General features: G+C 56.5%; 11 protein-coding genes and 1 pseudogene. 6 read left to right on the top strand and 6 right to left on the bottom strand.

The annotated features are described in order from the left end of the window. Positions 1-293 precede the first annotated feature (293 nt). Complete coding sequence (locus H6F57_RS20330; protein WP_190625146.1) at positions 294-434, top strand: hypothetical protein; 141 nt, start codon at positions 294-296, stop codon at positions 432-434. Between the two features lie 766 nt (positions 435-1200). Beyond that, the gene (locus H6F57_RS20325) at positions 1201-2319 is read left to right on the top strand and encodes a glycosyltransferase family 4 protein (RefSeq protein WP_190625145.1); all 1119 of its coding nucleotides are present in this window, start codon (positions 1201-1203) and stop codon (positions 2317-2319) included. Positions 2320-2735: 416 nt separating this feature from the next. Here the strand turns inward: H6F57_RS20325 and H6F57_RS20320 are convergent, their stop codons facing one another. The 6 genes from H6F57_RS20320 to H6F57_RS20295 all read right to left on the bottom strand — a co-directional run bounded on the left by H6F57_RS20320 (position 2736) and on the right by H6F57_RS20295 (position 8671). Beyond that, positions 2736-3137 carry a fasciclin domain-containing protein gene (locus H6F57_RS20320; RefSeq protein WP_190625144.1) on the bottom strand — a complete coding sequence of 134 codons (402 nt, stop codon included), beginning with the start codon at positions 3135-3137 and terminating at the stop codon, positions 2736-2738. A 203-nt stretch (positions 3138-3340) separates the two neighbouring features. Next, positions 3341-3883, bottom strand: a complete 543-nt coding sequence (locus H6F57_RS20315) for a GAF domain-containing protein (RefSeq protein ID WP_190625143.1) — start codon at positions 3881-3883, stop codon at positions 3341-3343. A gap of 238 nt (positions 3884-4121) precedes the next feature. Beyond that, positions 4122-4793, bottom strand: coding sequence for a glutathione S-transferase (locus H6F57_RS20310; protein WP_190625142.1), 672 nt, complete (start codon positions 4791-4793; stop codon positions 4122-4124). A 114-nt stretch (positions 4794-4907) separates the two neighbouring features. After that, on the bottom strand, positions 4908-5207 hold the full coding sequence (locus H6F57_RS20305; RefSeq protein ID WP_190625141.1) for a hypothetical protein: 300 nt from the start codon (positions 5205-5207) through the stop codon (positions 4908-4910). A gap of 141 nt (positions 5208-5348) precedes the next feature. After that, positions 5349-7220 (bottom strand): ATP-dependent zinc metalloprotease FtsH, encoded by a 1872-nt coding sequence (gene ftsH, locus H6F57_RS20300; RefSeq protein WP_190625140.1) that lies wholly within the window; start codon positions 7218-7220, stop codon positions 5349-5351. A gap of 665 nt (positions 7221-7885) precedes the next feature. Then, entirely contained in the window at positions 7886-8671 is a 786-nt protein-coding gene (locus H6F57_RS20295) for a transglutaminase family protein (protein ID WP_190625139.1), read from the bottom strand. 312 nt (positions 8672-8983) lie between these two features. Here H6F57_RS20295 and H6F57_RS20290 point away from each other — a divergent pair, with 312 nt between their 5' ends. From H6F57_RS20290 to H6F57_RS20275, 4 genes and pseudogenes are all read left to right on the top strand, one after another. After that, positions 8984-12133, top strand: a complete 3150-nt coding sequence (locus tag H6F57_RS20290) for an ATP-binding protein (RefSeq protein ID WP_190625138.1) — start codon at positions 8984-8986, stop codon at positions 12131-12133. Positions 12134-12185: 52 nt separating this feature from the next. Continuing rightward, a complete protein-coding gene (locus tag H6F57_RS20285) occupies positions 12186-15098 on the top strand; it encodes an ATP-binding protein (protein ID WP_242024767.1) in 2913 nt (970 codons plus the stop codon). Positions 15099-15312: 214 nt separating this feature from the next. Beyond that, complete coding sequence (locus tag H6F57_RS20280) at positions 15313-15852, top strand: helix-turn-helix domain-containing protein (RefSeq protein WP_190625136.1); 540 nt, start codon at positions 15313-15315, stop codon at positions 15850-15852. Then, a pseudogene (locus H6F57_RS20275) lies at positions 15818-16040 on the top strand (hypothetical protein); the annotation flags it as partial. The gene H6F57_RS20280 and the pseudogene H6F57_RS20275, both read left to right, overlap by 35 nt.

Raw genomic sequence — 16040 nt, 5'->3', positions numbered from 1 at the left:
GTTGCGCCCTTGGGCGAGGCCAGAGTCAACGTCGGGGGCAGGGTGGAGGGGTGTGAACATAGAGCCAAGCGATCGCATACCTCTTGAAGCCGCAGCATCGCTCCAGATCCTTCAGCCGCCAGCGAGATAATTCCGCATGGCAGGCCAGAGATTTCTCAGGTTCAACTGCTATCTTCCCCAAGGGGTGAAGGGTTTCTAGGACGGTTACTAGAACTGAAACGCCAGGGTGAGGCAGCCAGAGGCTATAACTCCCCAGGCCAAAGCGATAGTCCTGGCCGAGCGAAACTGCCTTAATGACTACAGGCGATCGCTCGGCTCGGCTTTACACCCTGCTTTCCATCGGAACCGCTGTTTTAACCAGCCTGCTCAAAACAACGGCTTACCTACTGACGGTTCGATTGGGCTACTGTCTGATGCCGCTGAGTCAGTGGTAAATTTAGCGCGCGATCGCCTGTAGCGGTACTATTCACATTGGCAGAATGGCGACCCTAAAAAATAGGATCGCTAGCACTCAACAGGAAAATTTATTCGACTATCTAATTCGTTTTTAACCTGGTTCTGTGGCCAAAAGATGAATTGAGTACAGCAAAGGTTAAATACAATCGGCTTACTTTTTTCTTAACTGGCTCAGAAAGTCTCTAGGCTCAAGACCTATCGCTATAAATGCTGAGGAATAGAAAGCATTCTCTAAACACAACTGTAAAGGACTTGGGTAAGTAATCAGTGGGCTCTGGCTTTTCTCAAAAGAGATGGTTTTGGAGCGATCGCACGTCCTAAATGCTCTGCCAAGTATCAGAGATTCAGGTTCGCCTAGGATTTTTTTCTAAAGGCTCTATCCTACGGATTTTGAAGGCTGCTTTTCAGCTTCGGTATAGGCTCAAAGCTCACTACGATCGCTGCCAATTGATTTCAAAATCCAAGCTATTTTTTCTATACCAAAAGGTATGGATTGAGCCAGTCTTAGGGTAGAGATTTTTAGGTGGGCCAATCGCTACAGCGGTATAGGCTACTGCCAAATCAGAGCCTTAGGATGACGGTACGTTGAATAAATATTTTGTTTTCAGTTTGGTACTGCATTTGGCATCAAATTTCTGGATGAAAAATGCGACTAAAGCCATACATTTTCAAAGACTCATTAACTAATGACTGATGACCTAGCGTTGCATCGCCTAGCGTCACACTAAAACTGGAGAGGTCTATATGAAAATTGCCCAGATTACACCCCTTTGGGAGAGAGTACCGCCCCTAGCCTACGGTGGCACTGAAATGGTAGTGAGTTTGCTCACCGAAGAGCTGACGCGCCGTGGGCACCAGGTGACGCTGTTTGCCTCAGGCGATTCTCAGACCCAGAGCCGGTTAGTGCCGGGTTGCCATCGCGCCCTGCGCTCCCTGGGCTTGCTGCCGCTAGAGTATGCCAGCTACGAGCAGCGACAGCTCGAAAACGTCTTTCAATCCGCTGGAGAGTTTGACCTCATTCATTCCCACATGGATTTGGCGGCGCTGCCCTATGCTCACCTCAGCCCAACCCCAGTGGTTCACACTCTGCACGAATTGCTCACCCCTGCTTTTGAGAAAATCTTCAGGCAGTATCGGCAGCAAAACCTAGTCACGGTGTCTAGGTCGCAGCAGCGGCCCGAAGTGGGGCTGAACTATATAGCGGCGATATACAACGCGATCGCCATTGACCAGTTCGATTTTTATCCTTTACCTCAAGAGCCGCCCTATCTGGCCTATCTGGGCCGCATGTCAGAAGAGAAAGGCCCCCACCTGGCGATCGAAATTGCCAAGCGCAGCGGCTGCCGGCTCAAAATGGCAGGAAAAATTGAGTTTGAAGACCAAACGTTTTTTGAGCAGCAGGTGGCACCCCTAATTGACGGCCAGCAAATCGAATTTTTGGGGGAGGTCACCCAGCCTCAGAAAAAAGCGCTGATTGGCCACGCTACCGCCACCCTGTTTCCCATCACCTGGCCAGAACCCTTTAGCCTAGGGATGGCCGAGTCGATGGCTAGCGGTACTCCGGTAATTGCCCTGGCCATAGGGTCAGCCCCGGAGCTAGTGGTCGATGGCAAGACGGGCTTTCTCTGCCACAGCGTTGACGACTGTATTGACGCGGTGGCCCAGGTGCATCGCCTCAGTCGTCGTGCCTGTCGAGAGCACGTTGAGGTCAATTTTAGCGTTGAGCGCATGGTCGATGGCTATGAGGCTGTCTATCGTCAGCTAGTTGGTGAGGGGCAAAGTCGGGTCGAGGGCGATCGCGTTCATCTGGCCCCAGAGCGTACTGTCGTTCGGCCGCAGCCCAATCTGATCGAAACTGCTTAACCGTCGTCCCATTCCTAAGACAACGCCATGATCCAGTCTTCCCATTGGGGTGATCTACCGCTTGGCTTTTAAGGCGGGACAAACGCTGCTCAATCTGGAGTTTGGGCACTTCCGCAAGGCCACCGCCTGCCGGGTAGTGCGCAAATGAGGAAACCTGCGGGTGGTGATTGAGGTCTAATACAAAATCTGAATCACACAACCCCGATTTCCAAGAGGCCAAACTGTAGAGGCGAATTACATTCGCCCTTCGGAATCAGGGGTTTAACCGAGAAGGGTTTGGTATTACGCCTTTCAACTATAAAACCTCCCACGGTGGAAGGTTTTATAGGTACCGGGATGGTCGGCAGATCATGCCCGAGCTGAGTTTAAGCGTGAATTAATGATTGAGTGGCGATCGCCACCCAATTATTAATGATCTACGCCGGCATTAGCACGGTATCAATGATGTGAATTACACCATTGTCAGCCGCTACGTCGGGGGTGGTCACCGTAGAGTCGTTGATCTTGACTCCATTGGAGGCGTCAACTGTGACATCGGAGCCTTCAACGGTGGTAGCCGTCTTCAGTTTGGTTACGTCAGCGGCCATCACCTTGCCAGAAACGACATGATAGGTGAGGACTTTCTTAAGCTTGGCAACATCTTTTAGCAGGCCATCTACAGCACCTGCGGGCAGTTTTGCAAAAGCCTCATCTGTGGGTGCAAAGACAGTAAATGGGCCTTGACCCTTGAGAGTATCGACTAGACCAGCGGCTTTAATAGCAGCCACTAGAGTACTAAATGAACCGGCGCTTACAGCAGTATCTACAATGTCAGCCATGGGTTTAACCTAGGTTTATTACTAGTTAACTAAGGTCATCTATTACGGATGAGCGGCTAACAATTAAAGTATTACAGGCCGATGGTTGATTTAAGGGTGGATTCGTTGTTTGATATCAGGTTTTGTATGTTTACCCCAATTTAATTGAAGAACCAATGGCACTAGCCCCTATTAAACGGCCTTGGTTGCCAGGATTGTTCTCCCTATGCCCCGCCTCGGATGGCGGGGGCGATCGCCAAGGTCTCGGCCCCATACAGCATGGCCGCAATATCGCCATCCGTCCAAACGTGGGGAGATTGGCAGTGGTGGGCTACGAGCAGTCCCCAAAGATCGTCACCCACCAGCACCGGCACAACTAGGTTGGCCTGCACCCGCAGCTCACGCAGAAAATTGCGGTGACATTCGGCAATCGGCTCGGTCTCAATGTCGGCGATCGCCCGGATCCGCCCAGCTAGATACAGCGCCGCATGTTCGTCGGTAAAACATTCATCTGGCCCAGTAGAACCAAAGATCGAAAACTGCGGATCGCTGAGGGCTTCAAAGGTCACTCGCCCTTGCCAAGGGCGATAGAAATAATACAACAGCACTCGGTCAGCGCCCAGTTTTTCTTGCAGATCGTGGGTAGTATCCACGATCTGCGTATCCTTCTCCAGGGTGGTCGAGAGGCGGGTGATGATGCGCTGGAGACCGGGATCGGCTCGCCATGCCGAGTCGGGATGGGGCTGCTTGGAAGATGGCTGTTGCACAGATAGATTCGGTATAGCTACTGGGGAACGTGGTGCCTATATTTTAACTAGCCAGGGTGAGCTGATTGCGAAAAATCAGCACGGTGTAGGAGCCAATCGATAGGGTGCTGTGCTACAGCAGCCCCTCTCGGTCGTCAGGCTCTGCGGTGGCGTCGGTGCTGGGGTGCTTGGCAACTCTGTCGTTGTAGTCCTGCCAATCACTTTAGGCTCGTCAATTACACCTAACGTTGTGCCTGGCTTAACTCAAAAGTTCATACTTACCACCCCGGTTCAGCGCGTTTTGGTAGGCTGGTCGAGCATGAATACGATTTAAGAAGGCCATGAGTTTGGGACGACTGGCATTGAGCCCCGCCCGCGTCGCGGCAGCTTCGAGCGGAAAGCTAAGCTGAATGTCGGCGGCGGTGAAGTCTTCCCCGGCAAACCAGGGGCTTTTGCCCAGCTCTGCCTCCATAAAATCGAGGTGCTGGGTGATCTGAGGATGAATAAATGAGTCTTTGACTCGGCCGACGATGCCACGGGCGATTGGCTTGGCAAAGAAGGGCATCGGGCTTTGCTCAATGCGGTCGAAGATGAGCTTCAGCAGCAGCGGCGGCATGGCCGACCCCTCGGCGTAGTGCAGCCAGTGGGTGTAGCGCAGCCGCTCTGGGGTATTTAGAGGCGGAATCAGCCGCCCATCGCCGTAGCGATCGACTAAATATTCGACGATCGCCCCCGACTCAGCCAAAGTCAGATCACCATCGGTAATCACCGGCGACTTACCCAGCGGGTGCACCTGCCGAAGCGAGTCTGGAGCCAGCATGGTCTCTGGGTCGCGCTCGTAGCGCTTCACATCGTAGGGCAGGCCCAGTTCTTCGAGCAGCCAGAGCACCCGCTGCGATCGCGAGTTATTTAAGTGGTGGACGGTAATCATCTTGCTCTCCTAGGGTGAGTCACCAAGCCATAGTATCTAGGCCCTTGATTTTAGCGACCCGTCTATTTATGGATAGGCCCGCGATCGCTTTGCTAGGAGCTACAAAACTGGTTTTTAATCAAACAAACCCTCTACGGTTTGGCGAAAGGCAATCAAGGCATGGGTTTCTTGAAAGGGCTTTAGCTCGTCTAGCAGCTGGTCAGATAGCTTTGCGCTGACGATTGTTTTGATTTCGATGTTGGTGTTGTAGCCAGCAATATCGCCCATGCGTCTGCCGTGGCTGCCGGCCCCTTTGGCGGGCACAATCGTATAGCCTGACACCTCAAGCTGGCTGAGCAGGTGAATCAGGCGCTCTTGCAAAACCGCTTCGCCAATAATGGTGACGAGAGTGCCTTTGGTTAGAGAAGATGACATAGAGACCTCCAAGGAATTGATAAAAAAGCTAAAAAAGCAGGCTTGAGAATTGTGGTTGGTTGGGGAGAACAACCGTGGCACCCAACCACAATTGGCTTTGTTGGGTTGCCCTACGTTTCACCCAGCCGACCAGAATCCTCCCTAAACGCCAGTTGGGATAGCCTGCACTTGGTCGAGCAGATGGTGCAGGGTTGAGCCCTCGATCGCCTCAGTTTCTAGCAGCTGCATGGTGATCGTTTCCATCAGATCGCGGTTGTGGCGAATGGTGGCTAGGGCCTGCTGGTGAGCGGTCTCAACAATGTCTTTGACCTCGCGATCGATCGCCTGGGCGGTTTCTTCGCTCATGGCGCGGCGGCCGCTGGCCATGCCTTGGTCGAGAAACATCGGGCGCGCCCCCTGCTGGTAGGCCAATGGCCCCAGCACCTTGCTCATGCCAAAGGCGGTGACCATTTGCTCAGCCAGATCCGTCGCCCGCTGCAAATCGTTAGACGCCCCAGTGGTGATGCTGTTGAAGACGATTTCTTCTGCCGATCGCCCCCCCAGCAGAGTGGCAATTTGCCCCCGCAATTCAGCTTCATCCATCAAAAAGCGGTCTTCGGTGGGCAGCTGTAGGGTGTAGCCCAGGGCCGCCATGCCCCGCGACACAATGGAGATTTTTTCGACCTTGCCGCTGCCCGGCATGAGGGAACCGACTAGGGCGTGGCCGACCTCGTGGTAGGCGACAATTTTCTTTTCTTTGTCGTTGAGCACGCGGCTTTTCTTTTCGAGACCAGCGACTACGCGCTCGATCGCCTCGGCAAAGTCGGTCTGGGCAACCGCTTCACGGTAGTTGCGGGCTGCCAGTAAAGCGGCTTCATTCACCAGGTTGGCTAGGTCGGCTCCAGCAAAGCCGGGGGTGCGGGTGGCGATCGCCCTCAGATCCACATCGTCGCCCAGCTTCACCGTTTGGGCGTGGATATTGAGAATGGCCTCACGACCGGAGAGGGCGGGGCGATCGACTAGCACCTGCCGGTCAAAGCGACCGGGGCGCAAGAGAGCAGGGTCAAGAATTTCGGGCCGGTTGGTGGCCGCCAGCACAATCACCGTGGCGTCTTCGGCGGCAAAGCCATCCATCTCTGAGAGCAGCTGGTTGAGGGTCTGTTCGCGCTCATCGTTGCCGCCGTACATGCCGTTGCTGCTGCGCGACTTGCCGATCGCATCCAGTTCATCGATAAATACTATGCAGGGGGCCTGCTTTTTGGCCTGCTCAAATAGGTCGCGCACCCGCGACGACCCCACCCCCACAAACATTTCCACAAACTCAGAGCCTGAGATGCTAAAGAAAGGCACCCCCGCTTCGCCAGCGACGGCCTTGGCCAGCAGCGTCTTTCCGGTTCCTGGTGGGCCAACCAGCAGCACCCCCTTAGGAATGCGCGCCCCAATCTGGGTGTAGCGCCCCGGCGTCTTGAGAAAATCGACGATCTCTACCAGCTCGGTTTTGGCCTCTTCGACCCCGGCCACATCGGCAAAGGTGATTTTAGCCGCCTCGCCTTCGACGTAGACCTTGGCCTTGCTCTTGCCGATAGACAGCATGCCCTGCGCCCCACCGCCACCGCCGCGACGGATAAAAAATTGCCAAATGCCAACAAAAATCAGCGGCGGAATCACCCAGCTCAATAGGCTGCCTACCCAGCGGTTTTGGGGCGGCGGCGTGGCGGCAAACTCAACGCCGTTGTCTTGCAGGGTGTTTGGCAAGCTCAGATCAAAAATAGGAGTGGTGGTGAAGACTTGGCCGGTCTCTTCCTCGTCCACAGGCTTGAGCTGGTACTGAATCTGATTTTGGCCGACCTGCACCCGCGCCACCTCGCCCTCTTGCACCTGGTGAATAAACAGGCTGTAGGGCACCCCTGGAATCTGCGGCCCTAGAATGGCGGGCAAGATGAAGCTGGCCGCCAAAAACACGACGCCCAAAATCAGAAAAATATTGTTGAATAGCCGAAATTTAGGTTGAGTCGGTTTATCTTTAATCGGCATTTGTATGATTTATCCAGTATCAAGGAGAACGTTCTTTGCGCGTGATGGTCTGATGGTTGATTAAAGGATTGAGTTGATGAAGTACGACACCAATCTTTAATCGTCAAAAAAAACCCATCGCCCCAGAGGTTTGAGCAATGAGAAGGCCTGTGCAGCGGTTGTCAGCTGCGTACTATTGGCCTGAGTTATTCAGCAACAGAGCAGGCAGAGAGTCAGCGATCGCGCCGATCGACCAATCCACTATTTTGCCTAAAGGATGCTCAGGCTTAGCATTAGCAAGTTTTCTGCCGACGAAGCATCCGCCAGGCTAAAAATTCTTCAGTCTGACTAGAGTTAATCGTATTGTTTCCGCTCTTTTTTTGGCTTTTTAGTGCCGTCAGCGTCGGCCTTGGGCTTCTTGACTTCCTTGTTGCCTTTCTTTTCCTTGCCCATGGTTATACTCCCTTACTGATCTACAAAAAATATCTGTTGTTAGCAGCATATTGGCCCATAGCACCGTTAATTGGCTCTGGATGGTTGGCCAAACATCCGAACCGTTCTAGAGTTTGCAATCGTTAAAGTTTTATAGGCATGCCTATTGGCGAGCCTCACAACGGGTAGCGCTATCGCTAGGACTATCTTTATTGTAATGGGAATGAGTCAGCCTTGACCGATGGGCAGTCAAGCTACAGGTCGGCTGGGTTTACCCAAACCGCCATTTCGGTCAAATTTAGAGGTCCATATTGGGTGGCTAGCGCCACGTCAGCGGCATCGCGGCCATAGGCAATAACAATGCGGTTGCCTTTCGGGGTGGGTTGCGTAGCGTCAAAGGTATACCAGCGATCGCCCACGTAGGCCTCAAACCAGGCGTGTAGATCCATCGGGTCGAGCTGGTGCAGATATCCCACTACCATGCGGGCCGGAATCGTCAAGCTGCGGCATAGGGCAAGACCCAAATGCACAAAATCGCGGCACACCCCCACGCGGTTTTTTTCGGTTTCGATCGCTGAGGTCGAGGCATTGCTAGTGCCGTAGCGGTACTCAATATTGGTGCGAATCCAGCGGCGAATCGCCTCGACTTGGTCGTAGCCGGGCTCGATGCCAGCCACAATGTCGTTGGCTAAATTGGCCATCAGGTCAGATTGGCAGTAGCGGCTGGGCAACAAAAACTGAAGCGCATAGTCGGGCAAGTCTTGCACGGGCACAAACTCAGCGCCAACCTGCACATCGATGGCGTCGGCGACCTCGACGGTAGAGGTGCTGCGCACCCGCAGCTGCCCGACTGGGGCGAGTAGCCGCTGACAGAGGTTGCCGTAGCTATCGACGTAGTCGACCACGGGCACGTCGGGCCCAAGCGCTAGGTTATCTTGCATTATCTGCTGGGCGGCCCCACCGCGCGGACGCAGCATCAGAATGAGCGGCGAAGGCTCAGTGGTCTCAAACAAAAGCTCACACCCGGCAGTTAGTCGCATCAGATTTTCCGGTAGCAGTACAGTAAAGGGTAGTTTGACGCCAACGAAGAGCTTAGGATCGGGCGATCACTGATGGGTTAGGCGGGTTAGCTATAGAGTATGGCGAAATTTTCCCGTTCTGACCCAGCGGTCCACCCAATATTCTCTGCCTATTCTGGTGGAATCTAGCAGGTGTTTAGTTTAGGCTGAGGTGCGCGGGAGCGCAGTTGTTACCCTAATTCAATCACTTTTAATTCGATCAGTGGGAGAGCAAGCGCGATTACAATGCAGGCCAGGTTTCGCTCCCAAATATCTAGTCTCCGTGCTCGCCTGGTGTTGCTGGTTCTCCTGGCCGTAATTCCAGCATTGGGGCTGATTCTCTATACGGCAGCGGTGCAGCGTCGCACTGCCGCCGTAGAGTCGCAGGAAAATTTGTTGCGGCTAACTAAATTTGCGGCTGCCCACCAGCGGCAGACGAGTGAAGGAGCCCGGCAACTGCTGATCGCACTTTCCCAAATACCTGATCTGCGCGAGGGCGATGCAGAGGCCTGTAATCAGCTCTTGGCCGATCTGGTCGAAGAATACGGGGCCTACGCGGGCTTTGGGGTTGCCAATCGGGCAGGCTACATAATCTGTAGCACCTCCACAACAACTCAACCGGTGTACGTGGGCGATCGCCTCTACTTTCAGCTCGCCCGCGACAGCCGCGACTTTGCCATTGGCAACTACCAAATCGGTCGCATTACAAAACAGGCCGACCTCAGTTTTGGCTATCCCATTCTCGATGATGTCGGGCAGGTGCAGGCTGTGGTCATAGCCGCGCTCGATCTGGCCTGGCTCGAACAGTCAGCCGCCGCCGTGGACTTACCGCAGGGGGCGGTCATGACCATAACCGATCGCAACGGGGTTGTTTTGGTGCGCTATCCAGATTCCCCCAGATGGGTAGGCGTATCGTTGCCAGATTCACCCGTGACCCAGATTGTGCTGAAGCAGCAAGAGGGCACGGCGGTAGCCAAGGGTCTCGATGGCGTCGAGCGGTACTACGGGTTTGCAACCTTAAGCGATAGCGTTGTCGACCAGGCGATACATATTCGCATTGGGGTGCCCAAAAGCTTTGTTGTGGACGAAAGCAACCGGCTGCTGGCGCAAAACCTGTTTGCTCTAGCCGGGGTGACGGCGCTAGCCCTGGTGGCCGCCTGGGTTGGGGGTGATGTTTTTCTGACGCGCAAGGTCAAGTCTCTGGTGCAGACAGCCCACCAGCTTCGGGGGGGCAATTTGGGGATTCGCACTGAGCTGTCTTACCAGTTTGGAGAGCTGGGTCAGCTGGCGCAAGCGTTTGATGAGATGGCCTCGGCCCTGGAGGCGCGAGAACAGGCGATCGCGGCGCTCAACCAAGACCTGCAAACCCTCTTTGAGGTGATTCCGATTGGGGTTTTAATCGCTCAAGATGCCGAGTTTAGGCAGGTTAGATCTAACCCGGCCTTTGCCCAAATTTTAGGGCTTGACCCCAAGGAGAATGTGTCTTACACCCCCGTCGAGAACCCACCGCCAGCCTACAAACTCTTTAGAGAGGACCGAGAACTCGCCCCCAACGAATTTCCTCTGCGCTACGCTGCAATTCACAACACAGAAGTTAAAGGCACTGAGGTTGATGTTGTGCGAGGCGACGGCAGCCGGTTTAGTCTATTTGGCTACGCCAAACCGCTGCTCAATCACCAGGGTCAGGTGCGGGGGTCGGTAGCGGCTTTTTTAGACATTAGCGATCGCAAACAGGCCGAGCTTGAACGCGAACAACTCCTGCATCGGCTAGAGACCAGTCTGGGCCAGCTCGAAGCCGTCATTAACAGCATGACCGAGGGCCTGGTCATAGCTGACCCCGAGGGCCAGATTGTGACGTTTAACCCCGTGGCCCTGGCCTTGCATGGCTATGACAGCGTCGAGCAGGTGCAGCAGTCCCTGCCCAAGTTTGCAGACCTATTTGAGACCCAAGATTTGCAGGGCCGCCCCATTCCCCTAGGGGAGTGGCCAATGACCAAGGCGTTGCAGGGCGAAACCTTTGACGATTACGAACTTCGGGTGCATCGTCGTGATACCGGCAAGACCTGGATTGGCAGCTACAACGGCACCCCGGTGCAGGATAAGCAAGGCCGAATCATGTTGGCCATTATCACCGTACGCGATATCACGGCCCAGCGCCAGGCCCAGCTTGCGCTGACCCGCAGCCTGGCTGCCGAGCAAGCCGCTCGGGCCGAGGCGGAGACGGCAAACCGCATTAAGGATGAGTTTTTAGCCGTGCTTTCCCACGAGCTGCGCACCCCCCTCAACCCGATTTTGGGCTGGTCTAAACTGCTGCGATCGCGCCAGTATGATGCCGCCACGACCGACCGTGCCCTAGAGACCATCGAGCGCAACGCCCAGCTGCAAACTCAGCTGATTGGCGACCTGCTCGATGTCTCGCGGATTCTCCAGGGCAAACTACAACTGGTCGACCAGGCCGTTGATTTGAGAGCCACAATTCAGGCCGCCGTCGAAACCGTGCAGCTAGCGGCCGACGCTAAGACAGTTGAGATTCAAACGGTTTTTGATGCCGCTGAGGGTAAAGTGTCTGGCGATCCGAACCGGTTGCAGCAGGTGATTTGGAACCTGCTCTCCAACGCGGTTAAATTCTCGCCCGCCGGCGGTCGGGTTGAGGTGACCCTAGAGCGGGTGCTGGGCAGCAGCCCCTGGCCCTGGAGCGCCGCCTCCGCAATGCCTGGCGATTCCCCCTCGGCGATCACTCACGCTGCCCAAATTCGAGTCACCGACAGTGGCCAGGGGATCGCCCCGGAGTTTCTGCCCCACGTGTTTGAGACCTTTCGGCAGGCCGACAGCGCCACCACCCGGCAGTTTGGTGGGCTGGGGCTGGGGCTGGCGATCGCCCGCCACATCGTAGAACTGCACGGGGGTAGCATCGCCGCCAACAGCCCCGGCCTTGGGCAGGGTGCTACCTTCGCCGTCAGGCTGCCCCTGCGGTCAGCCTGGCCCGAGGCCGAGGTAGACCGCCCGCCCGTTGCCCCTGGGGGCGCAAACCCTACCCCACTGAAGGGCGTCAAAGTTTTGCTGGTCGACGATGAAATTGACACCCGCGACGTGTTTTCGTTTTTGCTCGAACAGGCCGGAGCCGAGGTGGTGGCGGTGGCCTCAGCGGCGGCGGCCCTGGCCGCGTTACCTCAGCTCAAGCCCGACCTGTTGTTGAGCGACATTGGCATGCCCAACATCAACGGGTACCAGCTGATGCGGCAGATCAGAACCCTGCCGCCCGAGCAGGGGGGCACCCTAGCGGCGATCGCCCTGACCGCCTACGCCGGCGAACTCGACCAGCAGCAGGCCCTAGCCGCCGGGTTTCAGCTGCATCTGGCTAAACCGGTGGAGCCCAAGGAGCTAATTGGGGCGATCGCCACCCTGGGCATTGGCCATGCCTCCTCTGCCCAAGAAACTGGGTAGGATTAAGATTTGTTGGTCTCACCAACCGCCTAGCTATTCCCTGAACCCATTCATGGCTGAACCTTCTCCCGACTCGGCGTCACCTGCGCAGCCTTTATCAGCTTCCGAGACCGCTCGGCAGCAGGCGCTGATGCGATTAGTCAGTCAGCAAACCGTCGAATTCACCCAGGCCAGTCAGCTCCACTTCGAAATTGCCGATCGGCAGCAGGCTGAAACCGCCTTGCAAAACGAGCCGGAGATGCTGCGGGTGCTGCTTGACAATGTGCAGGCCGGCATTGTGGCCTGTAACGCCGAAGGCGTTTTAACCCTGTTTAATCAGGCGGCCCGCGAGTTTCACGGGCTGCCCAAGCAACCCCTGCCACCGGAGCAGTGGGCCGAGGGCTATGATCTGTACCGCGCCGATGGTCAAACGCCCCTGCCGCTGGCAGAAATTCCCCTCTTTCGAGCTTTGCAGGGCGAAACCGTTGACAACGCCGAGATAGTCATTGCGCCTAAAACTGGCCCCGCCCGCACGCTGCTGGCCAACGGGCAGGCGATCGTCGATGCCCAGGGCAAACGGCAGGGGGCCGTGGTGGTCATGCACGACATCACCGAACGCAAACAGGCCGAAGCCATGCGCCTGTGCCTGGTCGAAGAACAAGCCCAGTTAGCTAGAGCGCAGGCGGCCCGATTGGAGGCTGAGACTGAGCAGCGGCGATCGACCTTTCTCGTGGAGGTGAGCACGGCCCTGGCCGCATCTCTGGACTACGAACAGACGCTGCAAAGTGTTGCCCGGTTAGCCGTGCCCTACTTTGCCGACTGGTGCTCAGTGGACCTGTTAGATGAGGATGGCAGCATTAGCCGCGTTGCCGTCGCCCACTGCGATCCTCAAAAGGTGGAGCTGGGCTGGGAGTTAGCCCAGCGCTTTCCCAGGCACCTAGACGATGGCTATGGCATCTCCCAGGTGATGAAGACTGGGCAGAGCGAAATTATGGTGACCATCACCGATGAGCAACTGACCGCGACGGTCACCAACCCGGAGTATCTAGACATTCTGCGCGGGGTGGGCCTGAGGTCCTGCATTGTTGCCCCTTTGCAGGCGCGGGGCCGGGTGTTGGGCAGCATTTCTTTTGTGTTTGCCGAGTCTGAGCAGCAATATGGCCCAGCCGATCTGACCCTGGCTGAAGACCTGGCCCGTCGCGCCGCGATCGCCATCGACAATGCCCGCCTATACCAAGCCGCTCAGCAGGCCCAGCAGGCTGCCGAAACCGCCGCCGATCGCACCGCTCGGTTGCAGACGGTGACTGCGGCCCTCTCTGAATTGCTCACGCCGGAGCAGGTGGCGGCGGTGATTGTGGAGCAGAGCGTGGCGGCTCTAGAGGCCGATGCCGCCCTCATGGCCCTGCTCAGCCCGGATGGCACCACCCTCGAGATTGTGCAGTCGATCGGATATGAGACTGATCCTCAGGAAATCCAGTCTCGCTTTTCGGTTGATGCGCCATTTCCGCTCTCAAAGGCAGTTAAAACTGGTCAGCCGGTCTGGTCAGAGCCGCTGGCGGAACGGCTGGCCCGCTACCCCCATCTGGCCGATGCCTACAAGCGCCATCCCTATCAGGCCTGGATCTCGCTGCCTCTCATGGTGGAAGGCAAGCCGGTGGGGGGTCTGTCGCTGTCGTTTAAGCAGTTTAAGCACCTCAGCCAGGACGATCGCGAGTTTATGCTGACCCTGAGCCGTCAGTGCGCCCAGGCTATTTCGCGATCGCAGCTTTATGAGGCCGAGCGCCAGGCCCGAGCTGAGGCCGAACGGGCAAACCAGATCAAAGACGAGTTTTTGGCGGTGCTTTCCCACGAGCTGAGGTCGCCGCTTAACCCTATCTTGGGCTGGTCAAAAATCCTCCAGCAGCAGCAGCACGACTTGGCAACCCAAACCCGCGGCCTCCAGACCATTGAGCGCAACGCCAAGCTGCAAACCCAGTTGATTGACGACCTGCTCGACATGTCGAAAATTTTGCAGGGCAAACTCAGCCTTGAGGCCACGCCGGTCAATCTTCAATCGGTCATTGAGGCTGCCTTAGAAACGGTGCGGCTGGCGGCTGAAGCCAAGGCGATCGCAATTCAGGTTGACTATGCTCAGGTGGGCTATGTCTCAGGGGATGCCGGCCGCCTACAGCAGGTGGTTTGGAACTTGCTCTCCAACGCGGTGAAGTTTACCCCCAACGGAGGACGGGTGGAGATCACCCTACAGTGTGAGGCAGGTACAAATTCTGAATCTGACTCCCCAACCCTGCTCCAGGGCTACGCTCAAATTACGGTGACCGATACGGGCAAGGGCCTGACCGACGAGGTGCTTCCCTATATTTTCGATCGCTTTCGTCAGGCCGACAGCAAAACGACCCGCCAGTTTGGTGGGTTGGGGTTGGGTCTAGCTATCGTGCGTCAGCTGGTTGAGCTGCACGGCGGCACTGTGCAGGCCGAGAGCCCCGGCGACGGGCAGGGAGCCACCTTTAAAGTGAAACTACCGCTGCTGACGACAGCAGACAGCAAACCAGCGGATTACCAGTCGCCTGGGGCCGTGGGGTTTAGCGCTGCGCCCCTCACGGGGATTCGAGTGTTGGCCGTGGACGATGAAGCCGATTCTCGCGAGATATTGACCTTTATTTTGGAGCAGGCCGGGGCATCCGTTACAGCTGTGGCCTCTGCGGTAGAAGCGTTACAAGCCCTCAACCAATCGGTGTTTGACGTGCTGATCAGTGACATTGGCATGCCCGATATGGATGGCTATATGCTGTTACAGCACGTAACCGCTCAGTTTAGCGAGCTAGGCAGGCAAGAACCGGCTGACCCCTTACCTAAGGCGATCGCCCTGACCGCCTACGCTGGGGAAATTAATCAGCAAAAAGCCCTAGCGGTCGGGTTTCAGCGTCACTTTAGTAAGCCGGTGGAACCCGCTGAACTGGTGGCGGCGATCGCTAGCCTGCTCAACTGACGAACTGTGCCCAGTGGCCAACTAGCTGTCCTACCTCAGGCTTCATACCGACTCCCAAAACTCTGATTCGTCACCGATACCCCGTAGGGACATTGCAGTGTGTCACGCGCTGTAAGGTTGTCCCCCTAAGATACGACATAGAGTTGTGCCCCTTCGGCGTTTTAGCGGTAGAACAGAAGACGTTGTAAAGCCGTCGTGACTGGAGGTGAAACCGATGACTACCGTCATTCCAGTGCCGCTGCGTCGAGACATTGTGACGCGTCATCAAGCGGGAGAAACACTTTCGGGGATTGCCCAACAGCTGCGGTTGTCGGTCTGGGGCGTGCGTAAGATCTGGCGACAGTACCGAGACCAGGGCGAGGCGGGGCTGACGATCCGCTATCGGCAGAGTGGGCGCAGGGGGCCTTGCGGTGAGCGGTTGATCTATCGAGCAGCGGTGTGGCTGAAGCGACGACATCCGGGATGGGGGGCGGGGCTGATTCGAGTCCTGCTGGCCGAGCGATATCCGCAGGCCGCGATTCCTCATCAACGCACCTTGCAGCGTTGGTTTCGCCAGCAGCAGCTGAGCATACCGCCGATGCGACGTCCTCCGGTCGAGCGGCACCGGGCCGAGCGGGTGCATGACGTCTGGCAATTGGATGCGACCTCCCACCAGCGCCTGGCCGATGGGACACCCGTCAGTTGGCTATCACTGATTGATGAACACAGTGGTGCGGTGCTTGAGAGCCGCGCTTTTCCCCCAATACGTCTTTGAAGCGGTGCCGGTTCAGCAGGTTCAAGCCGCCCTCCGAGACACCTTTGCTCGATGGGGGCAGCCTCAGGCGTTGCGGGTCGATAATGGCCCACCCTGGGGAAATCGCCACCATATGCCTCAGGCCCTGACGCTTTGGCTGGTCGGGTTAGGCCTTGACGTTATCCATAACCGCCCCTATCGTCCGACTG

The sequence above is a fragment of the Leptolyngbya sp. FACHB-60 genome, assembly GCF_014695775.1.
GTDB lineage: Bacteria > Cyanobacteriota > Cyanobacteriia > Phormidesmidales > Phormidesmidaceae > Nodosilinea.
Note: the sequence above shows the minus strand (reverse complement) of the source record. Positions and strands in the feature narration are given on the sequence as shown.

What these genes read in the sequence shown, in the direction of transcription:
- H6F57_RS20330 (WP_190625146.1), top strand. Translation starts at nt 294, where the DNA reads ATGACTACAGGCGATCGCTCGGCTCGGCTTTACACCCTGCTTTCCATC.
- ftsH (WP_190625140.1), bottom strand. Translation starts at nt 7,220, where the DNA reads ATGCCGATTAAAGATAAACCGACTCAACCTAAATTTCGGCTATTCAAC.
- H6F57_RS20285 (WP_242024767.1), top strand. Translation starts at nt 12,186, where the DNA reads ATGGCTGAACCTTCTCCCGACTCGGCGTCACCTGCGCAGCCTTTATCA.
- H6F57_RS20280 (WP_190625136.1), top strand. Translation starts at nt 15,313, where the DNA reads ATGACTACCGTCATTCCAGTGCCGCTGCGTCGAGACATTGTGACGCGT.
- H6F57_RS20320 (WP_190625144.1), bottom strand. Translation starts at nt 3,137, where the DNA reads ATGGCTGACATTGTAGATACTGCTGTAAGCGCCGGTTCATTTAGTACT.
- H6F57_RS20295 (WP_190625139.1), bottom strand. Translation starts at nt 8,671, where the DNA reads ATGCGACTAACTGCCGGGTGTGAGCTTTTGTTTGAGACCACTGAGCCT.
- H6F57_RS20325 (WP_190625145.1), top strand. Translation starts at nt 1,201, where the DNA reads ATGAAAATTGCCCAGATTACACCCCTTTGGGAGAGAGTACCGCCCCTA.
- H6F57_RS20310 (WP_190625142.1), bottom strand. Translation starts at nt 4,793, where the DNA reads ATGATTACCGTCCACCACTTAAATAACTCGCGATCGCAGCGGGTGCTC.
- H6F57_RS20305 (WP_190625141.1), bottom strand. Translation starts at nt 5,207, where the DNA reads ATGTCATCTTCTCTAACCAAAGGCACTCTCGTCACCATTATTGGCGAA.